The sequence below is a fragment of the Pseudomonas sp. R32 genome, assembly GCF_009866705.1.
Taxonomy (GTDB): domain Bacteria; phylum Pseudomonadota; class Gammaproteobacteria; order Pseudomonadales; family Pseudomonadaceae; genus Aquipseudomonas; species Aquipseudomonas donghuensis.
Map to the genome: position 1 here is coordinate 4,584,712 of NZ_CP019396.1, position 15,755 is coordinate 4,600,466.

The following is a 15,755-nucleotide window of genomic DNA, read 5'->3' on the forward strand; positions in this document are numbered from 1 at the left end:
TGAGGCAGATGTTGGCCCATGCCCCGTAAAACCTGGCGCGCTGCGCTCGCTGCCTATGCCAGCCCGTCGACACTGGTGCTGTTGTTGCTCGGCTTTGCCGCCGGCTTGCCTTACATGCTGGTGTTTTCGACCCTGTCGGTCTGGCTGCGCGAAGCCGGCGTGGCCCGTGAAACCATCGGTTATGCCAGCCTGATCGGCCTAGCGTATGCCTTCAAGTGGGTGTGGTCGCCGCTGCTCGACCAATGGCGCCTGCCGCTGCTTGGCAAACTCGGACGCCGCCGTTCCTGGCTGGTGCTGTCGCAAGTCCTGGTGGTCATCGGCCTGGTCGGCATGGGCTTTTGCGACCCGCAAAAACATCTGTCGTGGCTGATCGCCCTGGCGGTGCTGGTGGCCTTTGCTTCGGCTACCCAGGACATCGCCGTCGATGCCTACCGCCTGGAAATCGCCGACGACCAGCGCCAGGCCGCCCTTGCCGCCAGTTACATGGCCGGCTACCGGGTTGCTGCGCTGCTGGCCACTGCCGGTGCGCTGTTCTTCGCCGAAGGCTTCGGCTCCACCGGCTTCAGCTACCTGCACAAAGCCTGGACCGGCACCTACGTGCTGTTCGGCGTGATGATGCTGCCAGCGGTCATCACCACCCTGTTGATGCGCGAACCACCCGTGCCGCTGCGCACCCAGCTGTCGGCGGCGCGCTATGGCCTGGCCCACCAGCTGGCGTCGGTGTTCGTGCTGATCATCCTGCTGGTATCGGTACCGGCGACCTTCACCCAGCTGTACAACACCGATTTCGCCAGCGTGCTGTTCGAAGGCGTGAGCCTGCTCGACCTGCTGCTCGAAGACCGCGCCTTCCTGCGCGCGATCCTCTACATCACCCTCACCGCCCTGTGCCTGTCGTCCATGGGCCGGCGCGGGCTGGCGCCGGTCCTCACGCCGGTCAACGATTTCATCACCCGCTATCGCTGGCAGGCCCTGCTGCTGCTCGGGCTGATCGCCACCTACCGGATGTCCGACACGGTGATGGGCGTGATGGCTAACGTGTTCTACATCGACCAGGGCTTTACCAAGGACCAGATCGCCAGTGTCAGCAAGATCTTCGGCCTGATCATGACCCTGGTGGGTGCCGGTTTTGGTGGCCTGCTGATCGTGCGCTTCGGCATTCTGCCGATCCTGTTCATCGGCGGCGTGGCTTCGGCGGCGACCAACATCCTGTTCCTGATGCTCGCCGACATGGGCGCCAACCTGCAGATGCTGATCGTGACCATCTCGCTGGACAACTTCAGCTCAGGCCTGGCCACTTCGGCGTTCGTCGCCTACCTGTCGAGCCTGACCAACCTGAAGTTCTCGGCCACTCAGTACGCCCTGCTCAGTTCGATCATGCTGCTGTTGCCGCGGCTGATCGGCGGCTACTCGGGGGTGATGGTCGAGAAGTTCGGTTATCACGACTTCTTCCTGATCACCGCCCTGCTCGGCGTGCCGACCCTGATTCTGATTGCCCTGCAGTGGCACCAGGAGCGGGGCAAGCAGGAGCCCGTCGAAAACGCCGCTGCAGAGCGCCCCTGAACCGCGCTGAGGCTATTGCCGGATTGACTCCGGGATAGCCTCTGGCAAGCGACTGCAAGCGCTCAGAACGACCCACAGCGGCCACAGCGCCAGAATCCCCGCCGCGCCTGCCGCCAAGGCGAAGTGCAACAGGCTGGCGCCAGCGCCGAGCATCGCCAGCAACGCCCCACCAAGGCCCAGCAGGGCAATGGTGATCATCCCCAGCATCGCCGACACCAGGCCCTTGCTCTGTTCGCTGGAGAACAGCGTCATGCGGTATAGCACGGCGTTGGCGATACCCAGGCCCAGCGCATACACCGACATGCCGATCACCAGGCTCAGTACCGAAGGGAGCAGCCAGGTGCCGAGCATCATGCCCAGCAAACCGATCAGGAATGGCCACAACGCCAGGCGCACCAAGGCGGTGAGCGCATGACGGTCGGCAATCCGGTTGATGATCAGGTTGCCGAGGATCAGGCCGCCAAACACCGGCAACTGCCACAGGGCGTAATCGAAAGTGCTCAGGCCCTCGTCATGGATCAAAAGCACCGGCGACAGCCCGATCCAGCCGATCAGCGGCAGGCCGACCAGACCCAGCGCAGCACTGCCGGCAACAAAGCGGCGGTTGGCCAACAGTTGCCCATACCCCGCCAGCAACGGCAGCAGGTGGATCGGCTGGAACGCGAGGCGCGAGCCGTCGCGGCGCTCGACGCCGAGGGTTTCCGGCATGAACCGGTACAGGGCGAACCAGGCCAACACCGCCGCCGTGCCAAACAGCACGAACAGCCAGCGCCAGGACACCCACTCCAGCAGCAGGGTACCGACCAGCGGGCCGAGCAGTGGCGACAGCAAGGCGATGTTGGCCAGCAAAGCCATCATTCGCACCGCATCGGCCTCGCTGAACGCCTCGTTGAGCGCCGGGTAGCTGACCGTTACCACAAAGCCCAGGCCGATCCCCTGGAGCAGCCGCAGCAGGTTGAACAACTCGATGCTCTGCACCCAGAAGGTGGCGATGCAGGCCAGGCAGAAGAACGCGCAGCCGCCCAGCAGCATCGGCCGACGGCCATAGCGGTCGGCCAGTGGGCCGATCAGCCATTGCAACAGCACGCCACCGAGCAGGTACAGGTTCAAGGCGTGGGGAATGAATTCGGGGCTGGCGTTCAGGTCACCGACCACCACCGGCATGGCCGGCATCACCACGTCACTGGCGAGGTAGGTGAGCAGCTCGAACAGCGCCAGGGTCATGGCGAAACAAAACGCCCGCAAAGGCGTGATGTTGATCAGGGGGGTAAGCATGATAAGACCGGGCAAACAAAAGTAAGCCAGCCTATATGCCAGAATGCACCGGGCGCAGATAGCGCGAAGAAGTGAACAAGTGTAATGGCTGCTGAAAGCATCGCGGGGCAAGCCCGCTCCCACCTGGTAGGAGCGGGCTTGCCCCGCGAAAGGTTTACTGCACCGCCGCTTCCTGCACCACGCGGATCACCCGCTGCGGAAAGGGAATGTCGATGCCTTCGGCCTTGAGGCGGTCACGGGCATGCTCGTTGAGCATGAACAGCACGTCCCAGTAGTCGGCAGTGTTGACCCAGATACGCAGCGAGACGGTGATCGAGCTGTCGCCCAGGGTCGAAACCACGGCCTGGGGTGCCGGGTCCTGGTGTACCCGCGGGTCCTGGGCCAGTTCCAGCAACACGTTGCGGGCCTTTTGCAGGTCGGCGTCGTAGTCGACGCCAACATCGAACACCACCTTGCGCGTCGGCTGGCGGTTGGTGTTGGTAATGATGCCGTTGGACAGGCTGCCGTTGGGCAGGATCACGGTCTTGTTGTCGCCGGTACGCAGCACGGTATGGAAGATCTGGATGCTGTCGACGGTACCCGCCACACCCTGGGCTTCGATCCAGTCGCCAATGCGGAACGGGCGGAACAGCAGGATCAGCACGCCGCCAGCGAAGTTGGCCAGGCTGCCCTGCAGGGCCAGGCCGATAGCCAGGCCCGCGGCACCGATGGCCGCGACGAACGAGGTGGTCTCGATGCCGATCATCGAGGCCACGCTGACAATCAGCAGGATCTTCAGAATGATGTTGGCCAGGCTGCTGATAAAACCCTGCAAGGCCAGGTCGGCATTGCGCAGGGCCAGCAATTTGCCCAGGCGGTAGGTGACCTTGTTGATTACCCACCAGCCGATGGCCAGGGTCAGCAGCGCCAGCAACAGGCGGCTGCCGTATTCCATGATCATCGGTAGCCAGGTTTGCGAAGCCTTGACCAGCTGGTCGACCTCAGCGTTTAAATCCATCGTGTACTCTCCTGATGCCGAGCGGCAAAAAGCTGAAAAAGACCTGCCGCAAACGATTCAGCGGCGCCTCGGCCCTCGGACGCCAAAAAGGCGCCAAGGTTCCGGGCTCCGTGACTTCAGTCGCGGAAATTGTTGAACTGCAGGGGCATGCCGAACTCTTTGGCGCGCAGGGCGGCGATCGCCTCTTGCAGATCGTCGCGCTTCTTGCCGGTGACGCGTACCTGCTCGCCCTGGATCGCGGCCTGGACCTTGAGCTTGGCATCCTTGATGTGAGCAACGATTTTCTTCGCCAGCTCTTTATCGATGCCCTCTTTGAGCACTGCTTCCTGCTTCATGACCTTGCCCGAGGCGAAGGCGTCCTTCACTTCCAGGCACTGCACGTCGATCTTGCGCTTGACCAGGGCCAGCTTGAGGATGTCGATCATCGCCTCGAGCTGGAATTCAGCTTCGGCGGTGAGGTTGACGGTCAGTTCCTTTTCCTTGAACTCGAAGCTGCCCTTGCCCTTGAGGTCATAGCGACGATCCAGCTCTTTGACCGCGTTTTCCACGGCGTTGGTGACTTCGTGCTTGTCCAGTTCCGATACCACGTCGAACGACGGCATACCTTTTCTCCAAAAAATAACGGCACCCTCGCGGCTCTGCTGAAAGAGCGCGATGGAGCGCGCAGGGTTTGACGGTTAAAATACCGGATCATTATAACGGTTGCGAAACGCTGATGAGCAGCACCTGGCATATTCTCGGCGCCGGCAGTCTGGGCAGCCTCTGGGCCTGTCGGCTGGCCCGTGCGGGCAAACCGGTGCGGCTGATCCTGCGCGATGCGGCGCGCTTGCAGGCCTATGAGGCCGCTGGCGGCCTGACCCTGATCGAACACGGCAAGACGCAGTTGCAGGCGATTCCCGCGCAGCTGGCCGACGACAACACGCCGATCCATCGCTTGCTGGTGGCGTGCAAGGCCTATGACGCCGAACAGGCGGTGGCGCACCTGGCGCCGCGCCTGGCCCGGGACGCCGAGCTGATCCTGCTGCAAAACGGCCTCGGCAGCCAGGAAGCGGTGGCCAATCGCGTGCCCCACGCCCGTTGCGTATTCGCCTCCAGCACCGAAGGGGCGTTTCGCGAACAGGACTGGCAGGTGAATTTCGCCGGCCACGGCTTCAACTGGCTGGGTGATCCGGCCAACCCGGGTGCCCCGGACTGGCTCGACGATCTGAGCGACGCCGGCATTCCTCACCAGTGGACCCCGGACATCCTGACCCGGCTGTGGCGCAAGCTGGCGCTCAACTGCGCGATCAACCCGCTGACCGTACTGCATGACTGCCGCAATGGCGGTCTGCAGGCACATCACTGCGAAGTCGCCACCCTGTGCACCGAACTCGCCGAGCTGCTGCAATACTGCGGTCAGCCCGAAGCCGCCGAGGGCCTGGTCGATGAAGTCGAACGGGTGATCCAGGCGACGGCGGCCAACTACTCTTCCATGTACCAGGATGTTCGCCACGGCCGGCGCACCGAAATCCATTACCTGCTCGGCCATGCCTGCCGCACCGCCAGCCGCCACGGTCGGCAGTTGCCGCACCTGGAACGGCTGTACCGGCGCCTGGTCGAACACCTGGACACGCGCGGATTGCCCAGCGACTGAGCACGGCGCTACCCTGCCCTTTCACTTACAAACCGGGATTACGCCTTTCACATGACCTTGCGCGAACGCCTGGAGAACCTGCCGGTCGGCCAGAAGTTGCTGGCCGCCCTGCTGGTGCTGTTGATCACCATCCTGCTGGTGGCCAACCTGACCTTTATCAGCGCCGCCTACTGGATCTCCCAGGAGAGCATGGCCCCGCAAGCCCTGCAGACCATTGGCCGGCTGGTGTCCAACCCGCAACTGGCGCAGCAGGCCAGCGATTCGCCGGAGGCCGCCAAGACCCTGCTCAAGGAACTCGACAGCTACACCCCGCTGCGGGCCGCCGCCCTGTACGGCAGCGACGGCAAGTTGCTGGCGCAGTTGCAGCATGGCGAGCAGCTGCCACTGCCCAAACGCTACCGCGCTATCGAAAACTGGCGCCTGACCGAGTTTCGCAGCACCCAACTGGTGAACCTGCCACGCGCTGGCGGCCCGCCCGGGCACCTGTTGCTGGTGGCCAGCAGCGAGTTGCCGATGGCCTTCTACACCGGCACTCTGACCGCCAGCCTGGGCATCCTGGTGTTCAGTATCCTGCTGTGGATGATCATCGCCCGGCAGATCAAACGCCTGATCACCCAACCGATCTACCAGCTTGAAGAACTTTCGCGCCAGGTCACCCGCGAAGAAAACTACGCCCTGCGTGCCAAACGCGGCAACGACGATGAAATTGGCAGCCTGGCCGACGCCTTCAACACCATGCTTTCGCGTATCGAAGCCCGCGAGCAGCAGCTCAAACGCACCCGCGACGAGTTCCAGGAAGCCTACGACCAAGCCCAGGGCCTGGCCGAAGAAACCCGCCACACCAACCGCAAGCTGGAGCTGGAAGTCCAGGTACGCAGCAAGATCGAGAAAAAACTCACCGGCTTTCAGAATTACCTCAACAGCATCATCGACTCCATGCCCTCGGCGTTGATCGCCCTCGACGAACAGCTCTACGTCACCCAATGGAACCAGGAAGCCAGCGCGCTCTCCGGTACGCCGCTGGATGAAGCGCTGAACCAGCCGATATTCCTCGCCTTCGAACCGCTCAAGCCGTTCCTCCCGCAGCTCAAGGAGAGCGTCGAGAAGCACCAGGTGGCGAAGATCGAACGGGTGACCTGGACCAAGGACGACGACGCCCGCCATTACGCCCTGACCTTCTACCCGCTGATGGGCGGCGGTGGCCGTGGCGTGGTGATCCGCATCGACGACATCACCCAGCGGCTGTCGCTGGAAGAAATGATGGTTCAGTCGGAAAAAATGCTTTCAGTCGGCGGCCTGGCAGCCGGCATGGCTCACGAAATCAACAATCCCCTCGGCGCCATCCTGCATAACGTGCAGAACATCCGCCGGCGGCTGTCGCCGGACCTGGCCAAGAACATCGAACAAGCCGACGAAATCGGCATTGACCTGCCCTCCGTCAACCGCTACCTGGAAAACCGCGAAGTGCCGCAGTTGCTCGACGGCATCCAGCAGGCCGGTGCCCGCGCCGCGAAGATCGTTACCCACATGCTCAGCTTCAGCCGCCGCAGCAACCGCCAGTTGGCGCCTTGCGACCTGCCGGCGCTGATCGACCAGGCGGTGGAAATCGCCGGCAACGACTTCGACCTGACCATCGGTTTCGACTTCAAGGGCCAGGCCATCGTCCGCCAGTTCGACCCCAACCTGGGCCCGGTGCCGTGCACCGCCAACGAACTGGAACAGGTGCTGCTCAACCTGCTGAAAAACGCCGCCCAGGCCATTCACCTGCGCCCGGACGACAGCGAACCCGGGCGTATCACCCTGCGCACCCGGCTCAATCCGCCGTGGGCAGAAATCCAGGTCGAGGACAACGGCATCGGCATGCCCGAAACGGTGCGCAAACGTACCTTCGAGCCGTTCTTCACCACCAAGGAAATCGGCCAGGGCACAGGCCTGGGCCTGTCGGTGTCGTACTTCATCATCACCAACAACCACAAGGGGCAGATGGAGGTGCAATCGGCACCCGGCCAGGGTACCTGCTTCACCTTGCGCCTGCCGCTTGCCCCCACCAAAACGGAGTCATGAGCATGGGTTTTCGATTGTCGAAGATCTACACCCGCACCGGCGACAAAGGTGAAACCGGTCTGGGCGATGGCCGCCGCGTGCCCAAGGACCACCCACGGATCGAAGCCATTGGCGAGGTGGACAGCCTCAACAGCCAGCTGGGTGTGTTGCTGGCCGGGTTGACCGAGCAGGGGCTGGATGAGCTCAGTGAAGTGTTGGCGCCTTGTCAGCACCGGCTGTTCGATCTGGGCGGGGAACTGGCGATGCCTGCTTATCAGGCGCTGAACAACGCTGAAGTGGAACGCCTGGAAGCGGCAATCGACCGTTGGAACGAAGAGCTGGGTCCACTGGAGAACTTCATCCTGCCCAGTGGTTCCGCGCTGATTGCCCAGGCCCATGTGTGCCGCAGCCTGGCGCGCAGCGCCGAGCGGCGTTGCCAGCAGTTGAACAGTGTCGAGCCATTGGCCGGGGTCGGCCTGGCGTACATCAATCGGTTGTCGGATTTGCTGTTTGTCGCGGCGCGGTTGATTGCACGGCGCCAGGGCGTTGCCGAGGTGCTGTGGCAGGCTGCGGCCAAACCCTGAGGGCCTCATCGCGGGTCAAGCCCGCTCCTACAGGTGGCGATCCTGTAGGAGCGGGCTAGCCCCGCGATCAGTTCAGAGCTCAGGCCAGAACGCGCGGATCCCCGCCACACCCTGGGCCCCATGCAGCCAGGCCTTGTCGCGCTCGGCAGCACCCACGCCACCGAGCAAATACACCGGCTTGCTGAAACCCTCGATCAGTTGCTGCGCCTGCTCCCACCCCAACGGCACGGCGTGCGGATGAGTCTGGGTTGCCTGCACCGGCGACAGGGTGACGAAGTCCACGCCCATCTGCTCGGCCAACGCCAGCTCTTCAGCGTTATGGCAGGACGCCGCCAGCCAGCGTTCCTTGGGGAACGGCCGGCCGTTGCTGGCGTACTTGCGCAACTGCTCGGAGGTCAGGTGCCAACCGGCCGCCGGGAAGTCTCCCAGCCACTCCAGCGGGCCCTTGAGCATCAACTGCGCCTTGCCCGCACACAGCCCCACCGCATCCACCGCCACATCGCGGTACTTGGGGTCGTACATGTTCGGTGCACGCAGTTGTACCAGTTTGATTCCACCGGCAATGGCCTTCTGAATGCCACGCAGCATCTGCGGGACTTCCAGGCCCTCGGGGGTGATCAGGTATTCAGCCGGCAAGCGCGCAGCGGCAACGATCGGCTGGTTGGCCTCGGGGAAGTCGTACTGCGGCAGTTCCCGCGCGGTCACCCAGGCCAGGGGCTGGCCTTCGGCGCCATGGGGCTCGCCGGTAAAGCCGTTGACCTCCCAGACATCCAGCAGCACTTGCTTGTCCGGATAATCATGCTTGACCTTGATCAGCGGACGCGCCGCAGTGACGACGATGCCCAGCTCTTCCTGCAGCTCACGCGCCAGGGCCAGCTCGACCGCTTCGCCGTCTTCGACCTTGCCACCCGGAAACTCCCACAGCCCGCCCTGATGCTGGCTGTCAGCGCGGCGGGCAATCAGAATACGCCCGTCGCTGCCGCGAATGACCGCAGCGGCTACATGCACACGCTTCACCCTTCACGCTCCGCCAAGCCGGCCTTTTGCCAGGCCTGGAAGGCTGGCCATTGGTAGATGGTTTCGATATAGGCCGCCGCTTCCGCCGGCACTTCAACCCGGTAGGTGCGCAAGCGCACCGCGACCGGGGCGAAGAAGGCGTCGGCCAGGCTCACCCTGCCGAACAGGTACGGGCCAGCCTCTTTGGCTGCCAGGCGGCATTCGGACCAGAGCGCGACGATACGGTCGATATCGACTTGTACGTCCAGCGGCACGGTTTCCAGCGCTTGATCCCGGGACAGATCGAACGGCATGTTGCCGCGCAGGGCAAAAAAACCGCTGTGCATCTGCGCGCAGGCCGAACGGGCCTGGGCCCGGGCAGCGATGTCGGTTGGCCAGAGATTGGCTTCGGGGTGACGCTCTGTCAGGTACTCGGCGATCGCCAGGGAGTCGGCGATCACGCCATGCTCGCTCTTGAGCAGTGGCACCTTGGCGGTGGGCGAATGCTCGAGCAGACGCTGGCGGGTATCGGGCTGGTTGAGTTTGATCAGGGTTTCTTCATAGGAAACACCGGCCAGCTCAAGGGCCAGGGCGGCGCGCAGCGACCAGGAGGAATACAGCTTGTCGCCGATGATCAGGTGATAGCTCATGGTTCGGCTCCAGATGGAGTGGAGAAAAGGTCCTGCGGACCTTATCGCTGGCAAGCCAGCTCCCACAGGCATTGTGGGAGCCGGTATTGCAGTCGGTCAGGTACGGTATTCGGCGTTGATTTTCACGTACTCGTGGGACAGGTCAGTGGTCCAGATGGTTTCGCTGCACTGGCCACGGCCCAGCTCGATACGGATGGTGATCTCTTCCTTGGCCATGACTGCCGAACCCTGGGCTTCGGTGTAGCTGGCGCTGCGCCCGCCCTTGCTGGCGATGCACACATCACCCAGGTAAACGTCGATCAGGCTGACGTCCAGGTCCGGCACGCCGGCACGGCCGACGGCGGCAAGGATACGGCCCCAGTTCGGGTCGGAGGCGAACAGGGCGGTCTTGATCAGCGGCGAGTGGGCCACGGCATAGCCGACGTCCAGGCACTCCTGGGGGTTGCCGCCGCCGTTGACTTCAACAGTGACGAACTTGGTCGCGCCTTCGCCGTCACGGACGATGGCCTGGGCCACCTCCATGCACACTTCGAACACGGCCTTTTTCAGCGCGTCGAACAATGGGCCGCTGGCTTCGGTGACTTCGGCGACATCGGCCTTGCCGGTGGCAATCAGCATGCAGCAGTCGTTGGTCGAGGTATCGCCGTCGATGGTGATGCGGTTGAACGACTTGTTGGCGCCGTCGAGGATCAGGTCCTTGAGCACCGCCGGGGCCACCTTGGCGTCGGTGGCGATATAGCCGAGCATGGTCGCCATGTTCGGGCGGATCATCCCCGCACCCTTGCTGATACCGGTGACGGTAATGGTCACGCCGTCATGCTGGAACTGACGGCTGGCACCTTTGGGCAGAGTATCGGTGGTCATGATGCCGGTGGCGGCAGCGGCCCAGTTGTTTTCCGACAGGTCATCAAGGGCTGCCTGCAGGGCGCCTTCGATCTTCTCGACCGGCAGTGGCTCACCGATCACACCGGTGGAAAACGGCAGCACGGCACTGGCGTCAACGCCGGTCAGCTCGGCGAGCTTCGCGCAGGTGCGCTCGGCCGCGGCCAGGCCCGGGGCACCGGTGCCGGCGTTGGCATTGCCAGTGTTGGTCAGCAGGTAGCGCACGCTGCCCTGCACGCGCTGCTTGGCGAGGATCACCGGGGCGGCGCAGAAAGCGTTCAGGGTGAACACGCCGGCAACGCTGGAGCCTTCGGCGCAGCGCATTACCACCACGTCCTTGCGCCCAGGGCGCTTGATGCCCGCAGAGGCAATGCCGAGTTCAAAACCTGGAACCGGGTGCAACGTTGGCAAAGGACCAAGACCAACAGCCATGAAAGCGCTCCTAGAAAAAATGCGTCGGATCAAGATAACCGGCGCTTGAGATGGAACAACGCCGCGACGGTCAGGACCAGTCGCGGCGCGGTGTTCAGATGTCAGCGGGGTGCAACGACGGTGTGATCAGTCGATCTTGCCGTGGCACTGCTTGAACTTCTTGCCCGAACCGCACCAGCATGGCTCGTTGCGGCCCAGTTTCTGCTCGTTGCGCACGGGCGCGGTGGCCACGGCAACGTCAGCGCCCTCTTCCTGCGGTTCAGCTTCCAGGCCCGGAGCCTCGGCGTGCTGGAACTGCATGCGTGCGGCCAGTTCTTCGGCTTCGCGGCGCAGACGGGCTTCTTCCTCGACCGGATCTTCGCGGCGCACCTGAACGTGCGAGAGCACGCGGATGGTATCGCGCTTGATCGAATCGAGCAGCTCCTGGAACAGGTTGAACGACTCGCGCTTGTACTCCTGCTTCGGGTTCTTCTGCGCATAACCGCGCAGGTGGATACCGTGACGCAGGTGGTCCATGGTCGACAGGTGGTCTTTCCACAGGTCGTCGAGTACGCGCAGCAGGATCTGCTTCTCGAAGGTGCGCAGCGCTTCGGCGCTGGCCTGTTCTTCCTTCTCGTTGTAGGCCGCCAGCAGCTCGGCCATCAGCTTGGCACGCAGGGTTTCTTCGTACAGGTGGTCGTCTTCGTCGAGCCATTGCTGAATCGGCAGCTTGACCCCGAAATCGCTGGCCAGTGCCGCTTCCAGGCCGGCCACGTCCCACTGTTCGGGCAGCGACTGCGGCGGAATGTGCAGGGCGACGGTGGCGTCGAGCACTTCCTCGCGGAAGTCGGCGATGGTATCGCCAATGTTGTCGGCTGCCAGCAGGCTGTTACGCATGTGGTAGATGACTTTACGTTGCTCGTTGGCGACGTCGTCGAATTCGAGCAGCTGCTTGCGAATGTCGAAGTTGCGGCCTTCGACCTTGCGCTGGGCCTTTTCGATGGCGTTGGTGACCATCCGATGCTCGATGGCTTCACCGGACTGCATGCCCAGCGCCTTCATGAAGTTCTTCACCCGGTCGGAGGCGAAGATACGCATCAGGCTGTCTTCCAGCGACAGGTAGAAGCGGCTCGAACCCGGGTCGCCCTGACGGCCGGAACGGCCACGCAGCTGGTTGTCGATACGGCGCGATTCGTGACGCTCGGAGGCGATCACGTGCAGGCCACCGGACTCGATCACCTGTTGGTGACGCTTCTGCCAGTCGGCCTTGATCTGCGCGACCTGCTCAGGCGTCGCGTTTTCCATGGCGGCGACTTCGACTTCCCAGTTACCGCCCAGGAGGATGTCGGTACCGCGACCGGCCATGTTGGTGGCGATGGTCAGCGCACCCGGGCGACCGGCCTGGGCAATGATCTCGGCTTCTTTCTCGTGGTACTTGGCGTTGAGGACCTTGTGATCGATGCCTTCCTGCTTGAGCAGGTTGGACATGTGCTCGGAGGTCTCGATGGTAGCGGTACCCACCAGCACCGGACGGCCCTGGGTCATGCTTTCCTTGATGTCAGCGATGATCGCGGCGTACTTCTCTTCCGCGGTCAGGTACACCAGGTCGTTGTAGTCCTTGCGCGCCAGTGGCTTGTTCGGCGGGATGACCATAACGTTGAGGTTATAGATCTGGGCGAACTCGAAGGCCTCGGTGTCGGCGGTACCGGTCATGCCGGACAGCTTGTTGTACAGGCGGAAGTAGTTCTGGAAGGTGGTCGAGGCCAGGGTCTGGCTCTCGGCCTGGATGTTCAGGTTCTCTTTCGCTTCGATCGCCTGGTGCAGGCCTTCGGACAGACGGCGGCCCGGCATGGTACGGCCGGTGTGCTCGTCGATCAGCAGGATCTGGCCGTCCTGGACGATGTACTCGACGTTGCGATGGAACAGCTTGTGCGCACGCAGGCCGGCGTAGACGTGGGTCAGCAGGCCCAGGTTGTGTGCCGAATAGAGGCTCTCGCCCTCGGCCAGCAGGCCGACCTGGGTGAGCATCTCTTCGATGAACTGGTGACCGGCTTCGTTGAGTTCAACCTGGCGGCTCTTCTCGTCGATGCTGTAGTGGCCTTCCTGGGTAACCTGGCCCTCGACTTCCTCGATGTGCTGCTTGAGGCGCGGGATCAGTTTGTTGATCTCGATGTACAGCTTGGAGCTGTCTTCGGCCTGGCCGGAGATGATCAGCGGGGTGCGCGCTTCGTCGATCAGGATGGAGTCGACTTCGTCGATCACGGCGAAATTCAGCTCACGCTGGAATTTCTCTTCCATGCTGAACGCCATGTTGTCGCGCAGGTAGTCGAACCCGAATTCGTTGTTGGTGCCGTAGGTGATGTCGGCGGCATAGGCGATGCGCTTCTCTTCCGGCGGCTGGAACGGTGTGACGACACCGACGCTCAGGCCGAGGAATTCGTACAGTGGACGCATCCAGTTGGCGTCGCGGCGGGCCAGGTAGTCGTTCACCGTGACCACGTGCACGCCTTTGCCCGACAGGGCATTGAGGTATACGCCCAGGGTTGCGACCAAGGTCTTGCCTTCACCGGTACGCATTTCTGCGATCATGCCTTCGTGCAAGGTCATGCCGCCGATCAGTTGCACATCGAAGTGACGCATGCCCATGACCCGCTTGCCCGCTTCACGGGCGACCGCGAAGGCTTCAGGCAACAGCTGGTCGAGGGTCTCGCCTTTGGCCAGGCGCTCTTTGAACTCTGCGGTCTTGGCGCGCAGCTGCTCATCCGAGAGGGCCACCATCTGCTCTTCGAAGGCATTGACGATCTGTACCGTCTTGAGCATGCGTTTGACTTCACGCTCGTTCTTGCTTCCAAAAAGTTTTTTTAACAAAGGCGCAAACATATCGGCAGGATCTTCCACACGTGGGGATGGAGGGCGGCCCCGTAAGTCGCCCGTGCAGCCCTTATGGCCGCATGCGAACGAGCATTCTACCCGGAAACGATGGTGAGGAAAGTGGCGGATTTCCACGATGCTGGCACAGCGCTTTGACGGGGCCTGGTTAAAATAAGGCCTTTTTCGCCAACTTCAACCCATTGCAACATGAAGTTTTACCCTCGCAGCCCAAACAAGGCCTGGCACGGGCGATCTGCTAAGATGGCAGCTCTGTAACTTCAGGTGTCCCTTCATGGCTTTTCGCCCCTCGCCAGCCCGCGCCCCCGCTGTTCTTCTGCGCGAAGCCCGGCCGCTCAAAGCCCTGTTCAGCCAGGCCCAGCGCCTGGCGCAACTGCAGAAGCTGCTCGACAGCCAGCTGCAGCCGGCGGCCCGCGAACATTGCCATATCGCCTCCTGGCGCGAGGGCACGCTGCTGCTGATCGTCACCGACGGCCACTGGGCCACCCGCCTGCGCTACCAGCAAAAACGCCTGCAGCGCCAGTTGCAGACCCTCGAAGCCTTTGCCAGCCTGACCCGGATCCTGTTCAAGGTGCAGCCACCGACCACCCAGAGCCGGGCAGTCGGGCACACCGCAGACTTGTCGAGCCGGGCGGCCGAGAGCATTCAGGCGACCGCTGAAGGCATCAGCGATCCCAAGCTGCGGGCGGCGCTGGAGCGGTTGGCCAGTCATGCGCGGGACAAGGATGCGGCGGACGGCTGATATTCCGTGCATGGGGCTGCTGCGCAGCCCATCGCCGGCAAGACCGGCTCCCACACAAAAACCAGGCATAAAAAAGGCCACCCGAAGGTGGCCGAAAAAAACTAAAGAAGAGAGTGTTCGTACTTACACTGCCGCAACCGGACGCATGTAAGAGATCGGTGCCGTGCTGGCATCTTCGAAAGTCACCACTTCCCAGGCGTCTTTTTCCTCGATCAGCTTGCGCAGCAGCTGGTTGTTCAGCGCGTGTCCGGACTTGTAGCCCTTGAACTCGCCGATCAGGCTGTTGCCCAGCAGGTAGAGGTCGCCGATGGCGTCGAGGATCTTGTGCTTGACGAATTCGTCTTCGTAGCGAAGACCGTCTTCGTTGAGCACGCCGTCCTTGTCGACCACGATGGCGTTTTCCACACTGCCACCGAGTGCGAGGTTGTGCTTGCGCAGGTACTCGATGTCACTCATGAACCCGAAGGTACGGGCGCGGCTGACTTCCTTCACGAACGAGGTGCTGGAAAAGTCCACGCTGGCACTTTGAGTCCGGTTGCGGAACACCGGGTGATCGAAATCGATCTCGAAACTCACCTTGAACCCGTCGAACGGCAGGAAAGTGGCGCGCTTGTCGCCGTCTTCCACTGTCACTTCGCGCAGGATGCGGATGAACTTCTTGGCTGCGTCCTGTTCTTCCAGGCCGGCAGATTGAATCAGGAATACAAAGGGTCCTGCGCTACCGTCCATGATCGGCACTTCGGACGCGGAGAGCTCGACGTAGGCGTTATCGATGCCCAGGCCAGCCATGGCCGAGAGCAAGTGCTCAACCGTGTCTACCTTGGTATCGCCATTGACCAGTGTCGTCGACATGGTGGTCTCGCCGACGTTGGCCGCGCGGGCGGGAATTTCCACCACGGGGTCGAGGTCGGCACGGCGAAATACGATGCCGGTATCCACAGGTGCAGGTTTGAGGGTCAGGTAAACCTTTTCCCCGGAGTGCAGGCCGACACCTGTGGCACGGATAATATTCTTCAGGGTGCGTTGTTTAATCATGGCATTGGCCGCTTCAGCGCAAATTGCGAACTGGTATCAACAAAGGCTGAGGATAATA

13 protein-coding genes are annotated in these 15,755 nt (G+C 62.7%); 5 read left to right on the plus strand and 8 right to left on the minus strand.

Annotated features, from left to right (window positions below):
• Nucleotides 1–18 precede the first annotated feature (18 nt).
• Complete coding sequence (locus PspR32_RS21130) at nt 19–1,560, plus strand: AmpG family muropeptide MFS transporter (protein ID WP_010220811.1); 1,542 nt, start codon at nt 19–21, stop codon at nt 1,558–1,560.
• Between the two features lie 12 nt (nt 1,561–1,572).
• On the opposite strand, the gene PspR32_RS21135 is transcribed toward PspR32_RS21130, so the two are convergent.
• The 3 genes from PspR32_RS21135 to PspR32_RS21145 all read right to left on the minus strand — a co-directional run bounded on the left by PspR32_RS21135 (nt 1,573) and on the right by PspR32_RS21145 (nt 4,434).
• Nucleotides 1,573–2,835 carry an MFS transporter gene (locus PspR32_RS21135; RefSeq protein WP_036996779.1) on the minus strand — a complete coding sequence of 421 codons (1,263 nt, stop codon included), beginning with the start codon at nt 2,833–2,835 and terminating at the stop codon, nt 1,573–1,575.
• Between the two features lie 154 nt (nt 2,836–2,989).
• Entirely contained in the window at nt 2,990–3,832 is an 843-nt protein-coding gene (locus PspR32_RS21140) for a mechanosensitive ion channel family protein (RefSeq protein ID WP_010220809.1), read from the minus strand.
• Between the two features lie 116 nt (nt 3,833–3,948).
• Nucleotides 3,949–4,434, minus strand: a complete 486-nt coding sequence (locus PspR32_RS21145) for a YajQ family cyclic di-GMP-binding protein (protein WP_010220808.1) — start codon at nt 4,432–4,434, stop codon at nt 3,949–3,951.
• Nucleotides 4,435–4,547: 113 nt separating this feature from the next.
• On the opposite strand from PspR32_RS21145, the gene PspR32_RS21150 reads away from it, so the two are divergent.
• Genes PspR32_RS21150 through PspR32_RS21160 form a run of 3 tightly spaced genes read left to right on the plus strand, consistent with a single transcriptional unit; the run spans nt 4,548 to nt 8,092 of the window.
• The gene (locus tag PspR32_RS21150; RefSeq protein WP_010220806.1) at nt 4,548–5,465 is read left to right on the plus strand and encodes a putative 2-dehydropantoate 2-reductase; all 918 of its coding nucleotides are present in this window, start codon (nt 4,548–4,550) and stop codon (nt 5,463–5,465) included.
• A 51-nt stretch (nt 5,466–5,516) separates the two neighbouring features.
• Nucleotides 5,517–7,529, plus strand: coding sequence for a sensor histidine kinase (locus PspR32_RS21155; protein WP_010220804.1), 2,013 nt, complete (start codon nt 5,517–5,519; stop codon nt 7,527–7,529).
• Between the two features lie 2 nt (nt 7,530–7,531).
• The gene (locus PspR32_RS21160; protein WP_010220803.1) at nt 7,532–8,092 is read left to right on the plus strand and encodes a cob(I)yrinic acid a,c-diamide adenosyltransferase; all 561 of its coding nucleotides are present in this window, start codon (nt 7,532–7,534) and stop codon (nt 8,090–8,092) included.
• 72 nt (nt 8,093–8,164) lie between these two features.
• On the opposite strand, the gene PspR32_RS21165 is transcribed toward PspR32_RS21160, so the two are convergent.
• The 4 genes from PspR32_RS21165 to secA form a co-directional block, all read right to left on the minus strand.
• A complete protein-coding gene (locus PspR32_RS21165; RefSeq protein ID WP_010220802.1) occupies nt 8,165–9,109 on the minus strand; it encodes a Nudix family hydrolase in 945 nt (314 codons plus the stop codon).
• On the minus strand, nt 9,106–9,738 hold the full coding sequence (locus tag PspR32_RS21170; RefSeq protein WP_159389124.1) for a glutathione S-transferase: 633 nt from the start codon (nt 9,736–9,738) through the stop codon (nt 9,106–9,108). The genes PspR32_RS21165 and PspR32_RS21170 overlap by 4 nt, the downstream gene beginning before the upstream one ends.
• Before the next feature lie 96 nt (nt 9,739–9,834).
• Complete coding sequence (gene argJ / locus PspR32_RS21175; protein WP_036996784.1) at nt 9,835–11,052, minus strand: bifunctional glutamate N-acetyltransferase/amino-acid acetyltransferase ArgJ; 1,218 nt, start codon at nt 11,050–11,052, stop codon at nt 9,835–9,837.
• 126 nt (nt 11,053–11,178) lie between these two features.
• A complete protein-coding gene (gene secA / locus PspR32_RS21180) occupies nt 11,179–13,911 on the minus strand; it encodes a preprotein translocase subunit SecA (RefSeq protein WP_010220798.1) in 2,733 nt (910 codons plus the stop codon).
• A 283-nt stretch (nt 13,912–14,194) separates the two neighbouring features.
• On the opposite strand from secA, the gene PspR32_RS21185 reads away from it, so the two are divergent.
• Nucleotides 14,195–14,662, plus strand: a complete 468-nt coding sequence (locus PspR32_RS21185) for a DUF721 domain-containing protein (protein ID WP_010220796.1) — start codon at nt 14,195–14,197, stop codon at nt 14,660–14,662.
• A 123-nt stretch (nt 14,663–14,785) separates the two neighbouring features.
• Here PspR32_RS21185 and lpxC read toward each other — a convergent pair whose 3' ends face one another.
• Nucleotides 14,786–15,697, minus strand: a complete 912-nt coding sequence (lpxC, locus tag PspR32_RS21190; protein ID WP_010220795.1) for a UDP-3-O-acyl-N-acetylglucosamine deacetylase — start codon at nt 15,695–15,697, stop codon at nt 14,786–14,788.
• Nucleotides 15,698–15,755 lie beyond the last annotated feature (58 nt).

Bases quoted from the DNA above. Each gene is read 5' to 3' on its own strand.
- PspR32_RS21130 (WP_010220811.1), top strand. From the start codon at position 19: ATGCCCCGTAAAACCTGGCGCGCTGCGCTCGCTGCCTATGCCAGCCCG.
- PspR32_RS21135 (WP_036996779.1), bottom strand. From the start codon at position 2,835: ATGCTTACCCCCCTGATCAACATCACGCCTTTGCGGGCGTTTTGTTTC.
- PspR32_RS21140 (WP_010220809.1), bottom strand. From the start codon at position 3,832: ATGGATTTAAACGCTGAGGTCGACCAGCTGGTCAAGGCTTCGCAAACC.
- PspR32_RS21145 (WP_010220808.1), bottom strand. From the start codon at position 4,434: ATGCCGTCGTTCGACGTGGTATCGGAACTGGACAAGCACGAAGTCACC.
- PspR32_RS21150 (WP_010220806.1), top strand. From the start codon at position 4,548: ATGAGCAGCACCTGGCATATTCTCGGCGCCGGCAGTCTGGGCAGCCTC.
- PspR32_RS21155 (WP_010220804.1), top strand. From the start codon at position 5,517: ATGACCTTGCGCGAACGCCTGGAGAACCTGCCGGTCGGCCAGAAGTTG.
- PspR32_RS21160 (WP_010220803.1), top strand. From the start codon at position 7,532: ATGGGTTTTCGATTGTCGAAGATCTACACCCGCACCGGCGACAAAGGT.
- PspR32_RS21170 (WP_159389124.1), bottom strand. From the start codon at position 9,738: ATGAGCTATCACCTGATCATCGGCGACAAGCTGTATTCCTCCTGGTCG.
- argJ (WP_036996784.1), bottom strand. From the start codon at position 11,052: ATGGCTGTTGGTCTTGGTCCTTTGCCAACGTTGCACCCGGTTCCAGGT.
- secA (WP_010220798.1), bottom strand. From the start codon at position 13,911: ATGTTTGCGCCTTTGTTAAAAAAACTTTTTGGAAGCAAGAACGAGCGT.
- PspR32_RS21185 (WP_010220796.1), top strand. From the start codon at position 14,195: ATGGCTTTTCGCCCCTCGCCAGCCCGCGCCCCCGCTGTTCTTCTGCGC.
- lpxC (WP_010220795.1), bottom strand. From the start codon at position 15,697: ATGATTAAACAACGCACCCTGAAGAATATTATCCGTGCCACAGGTGTC.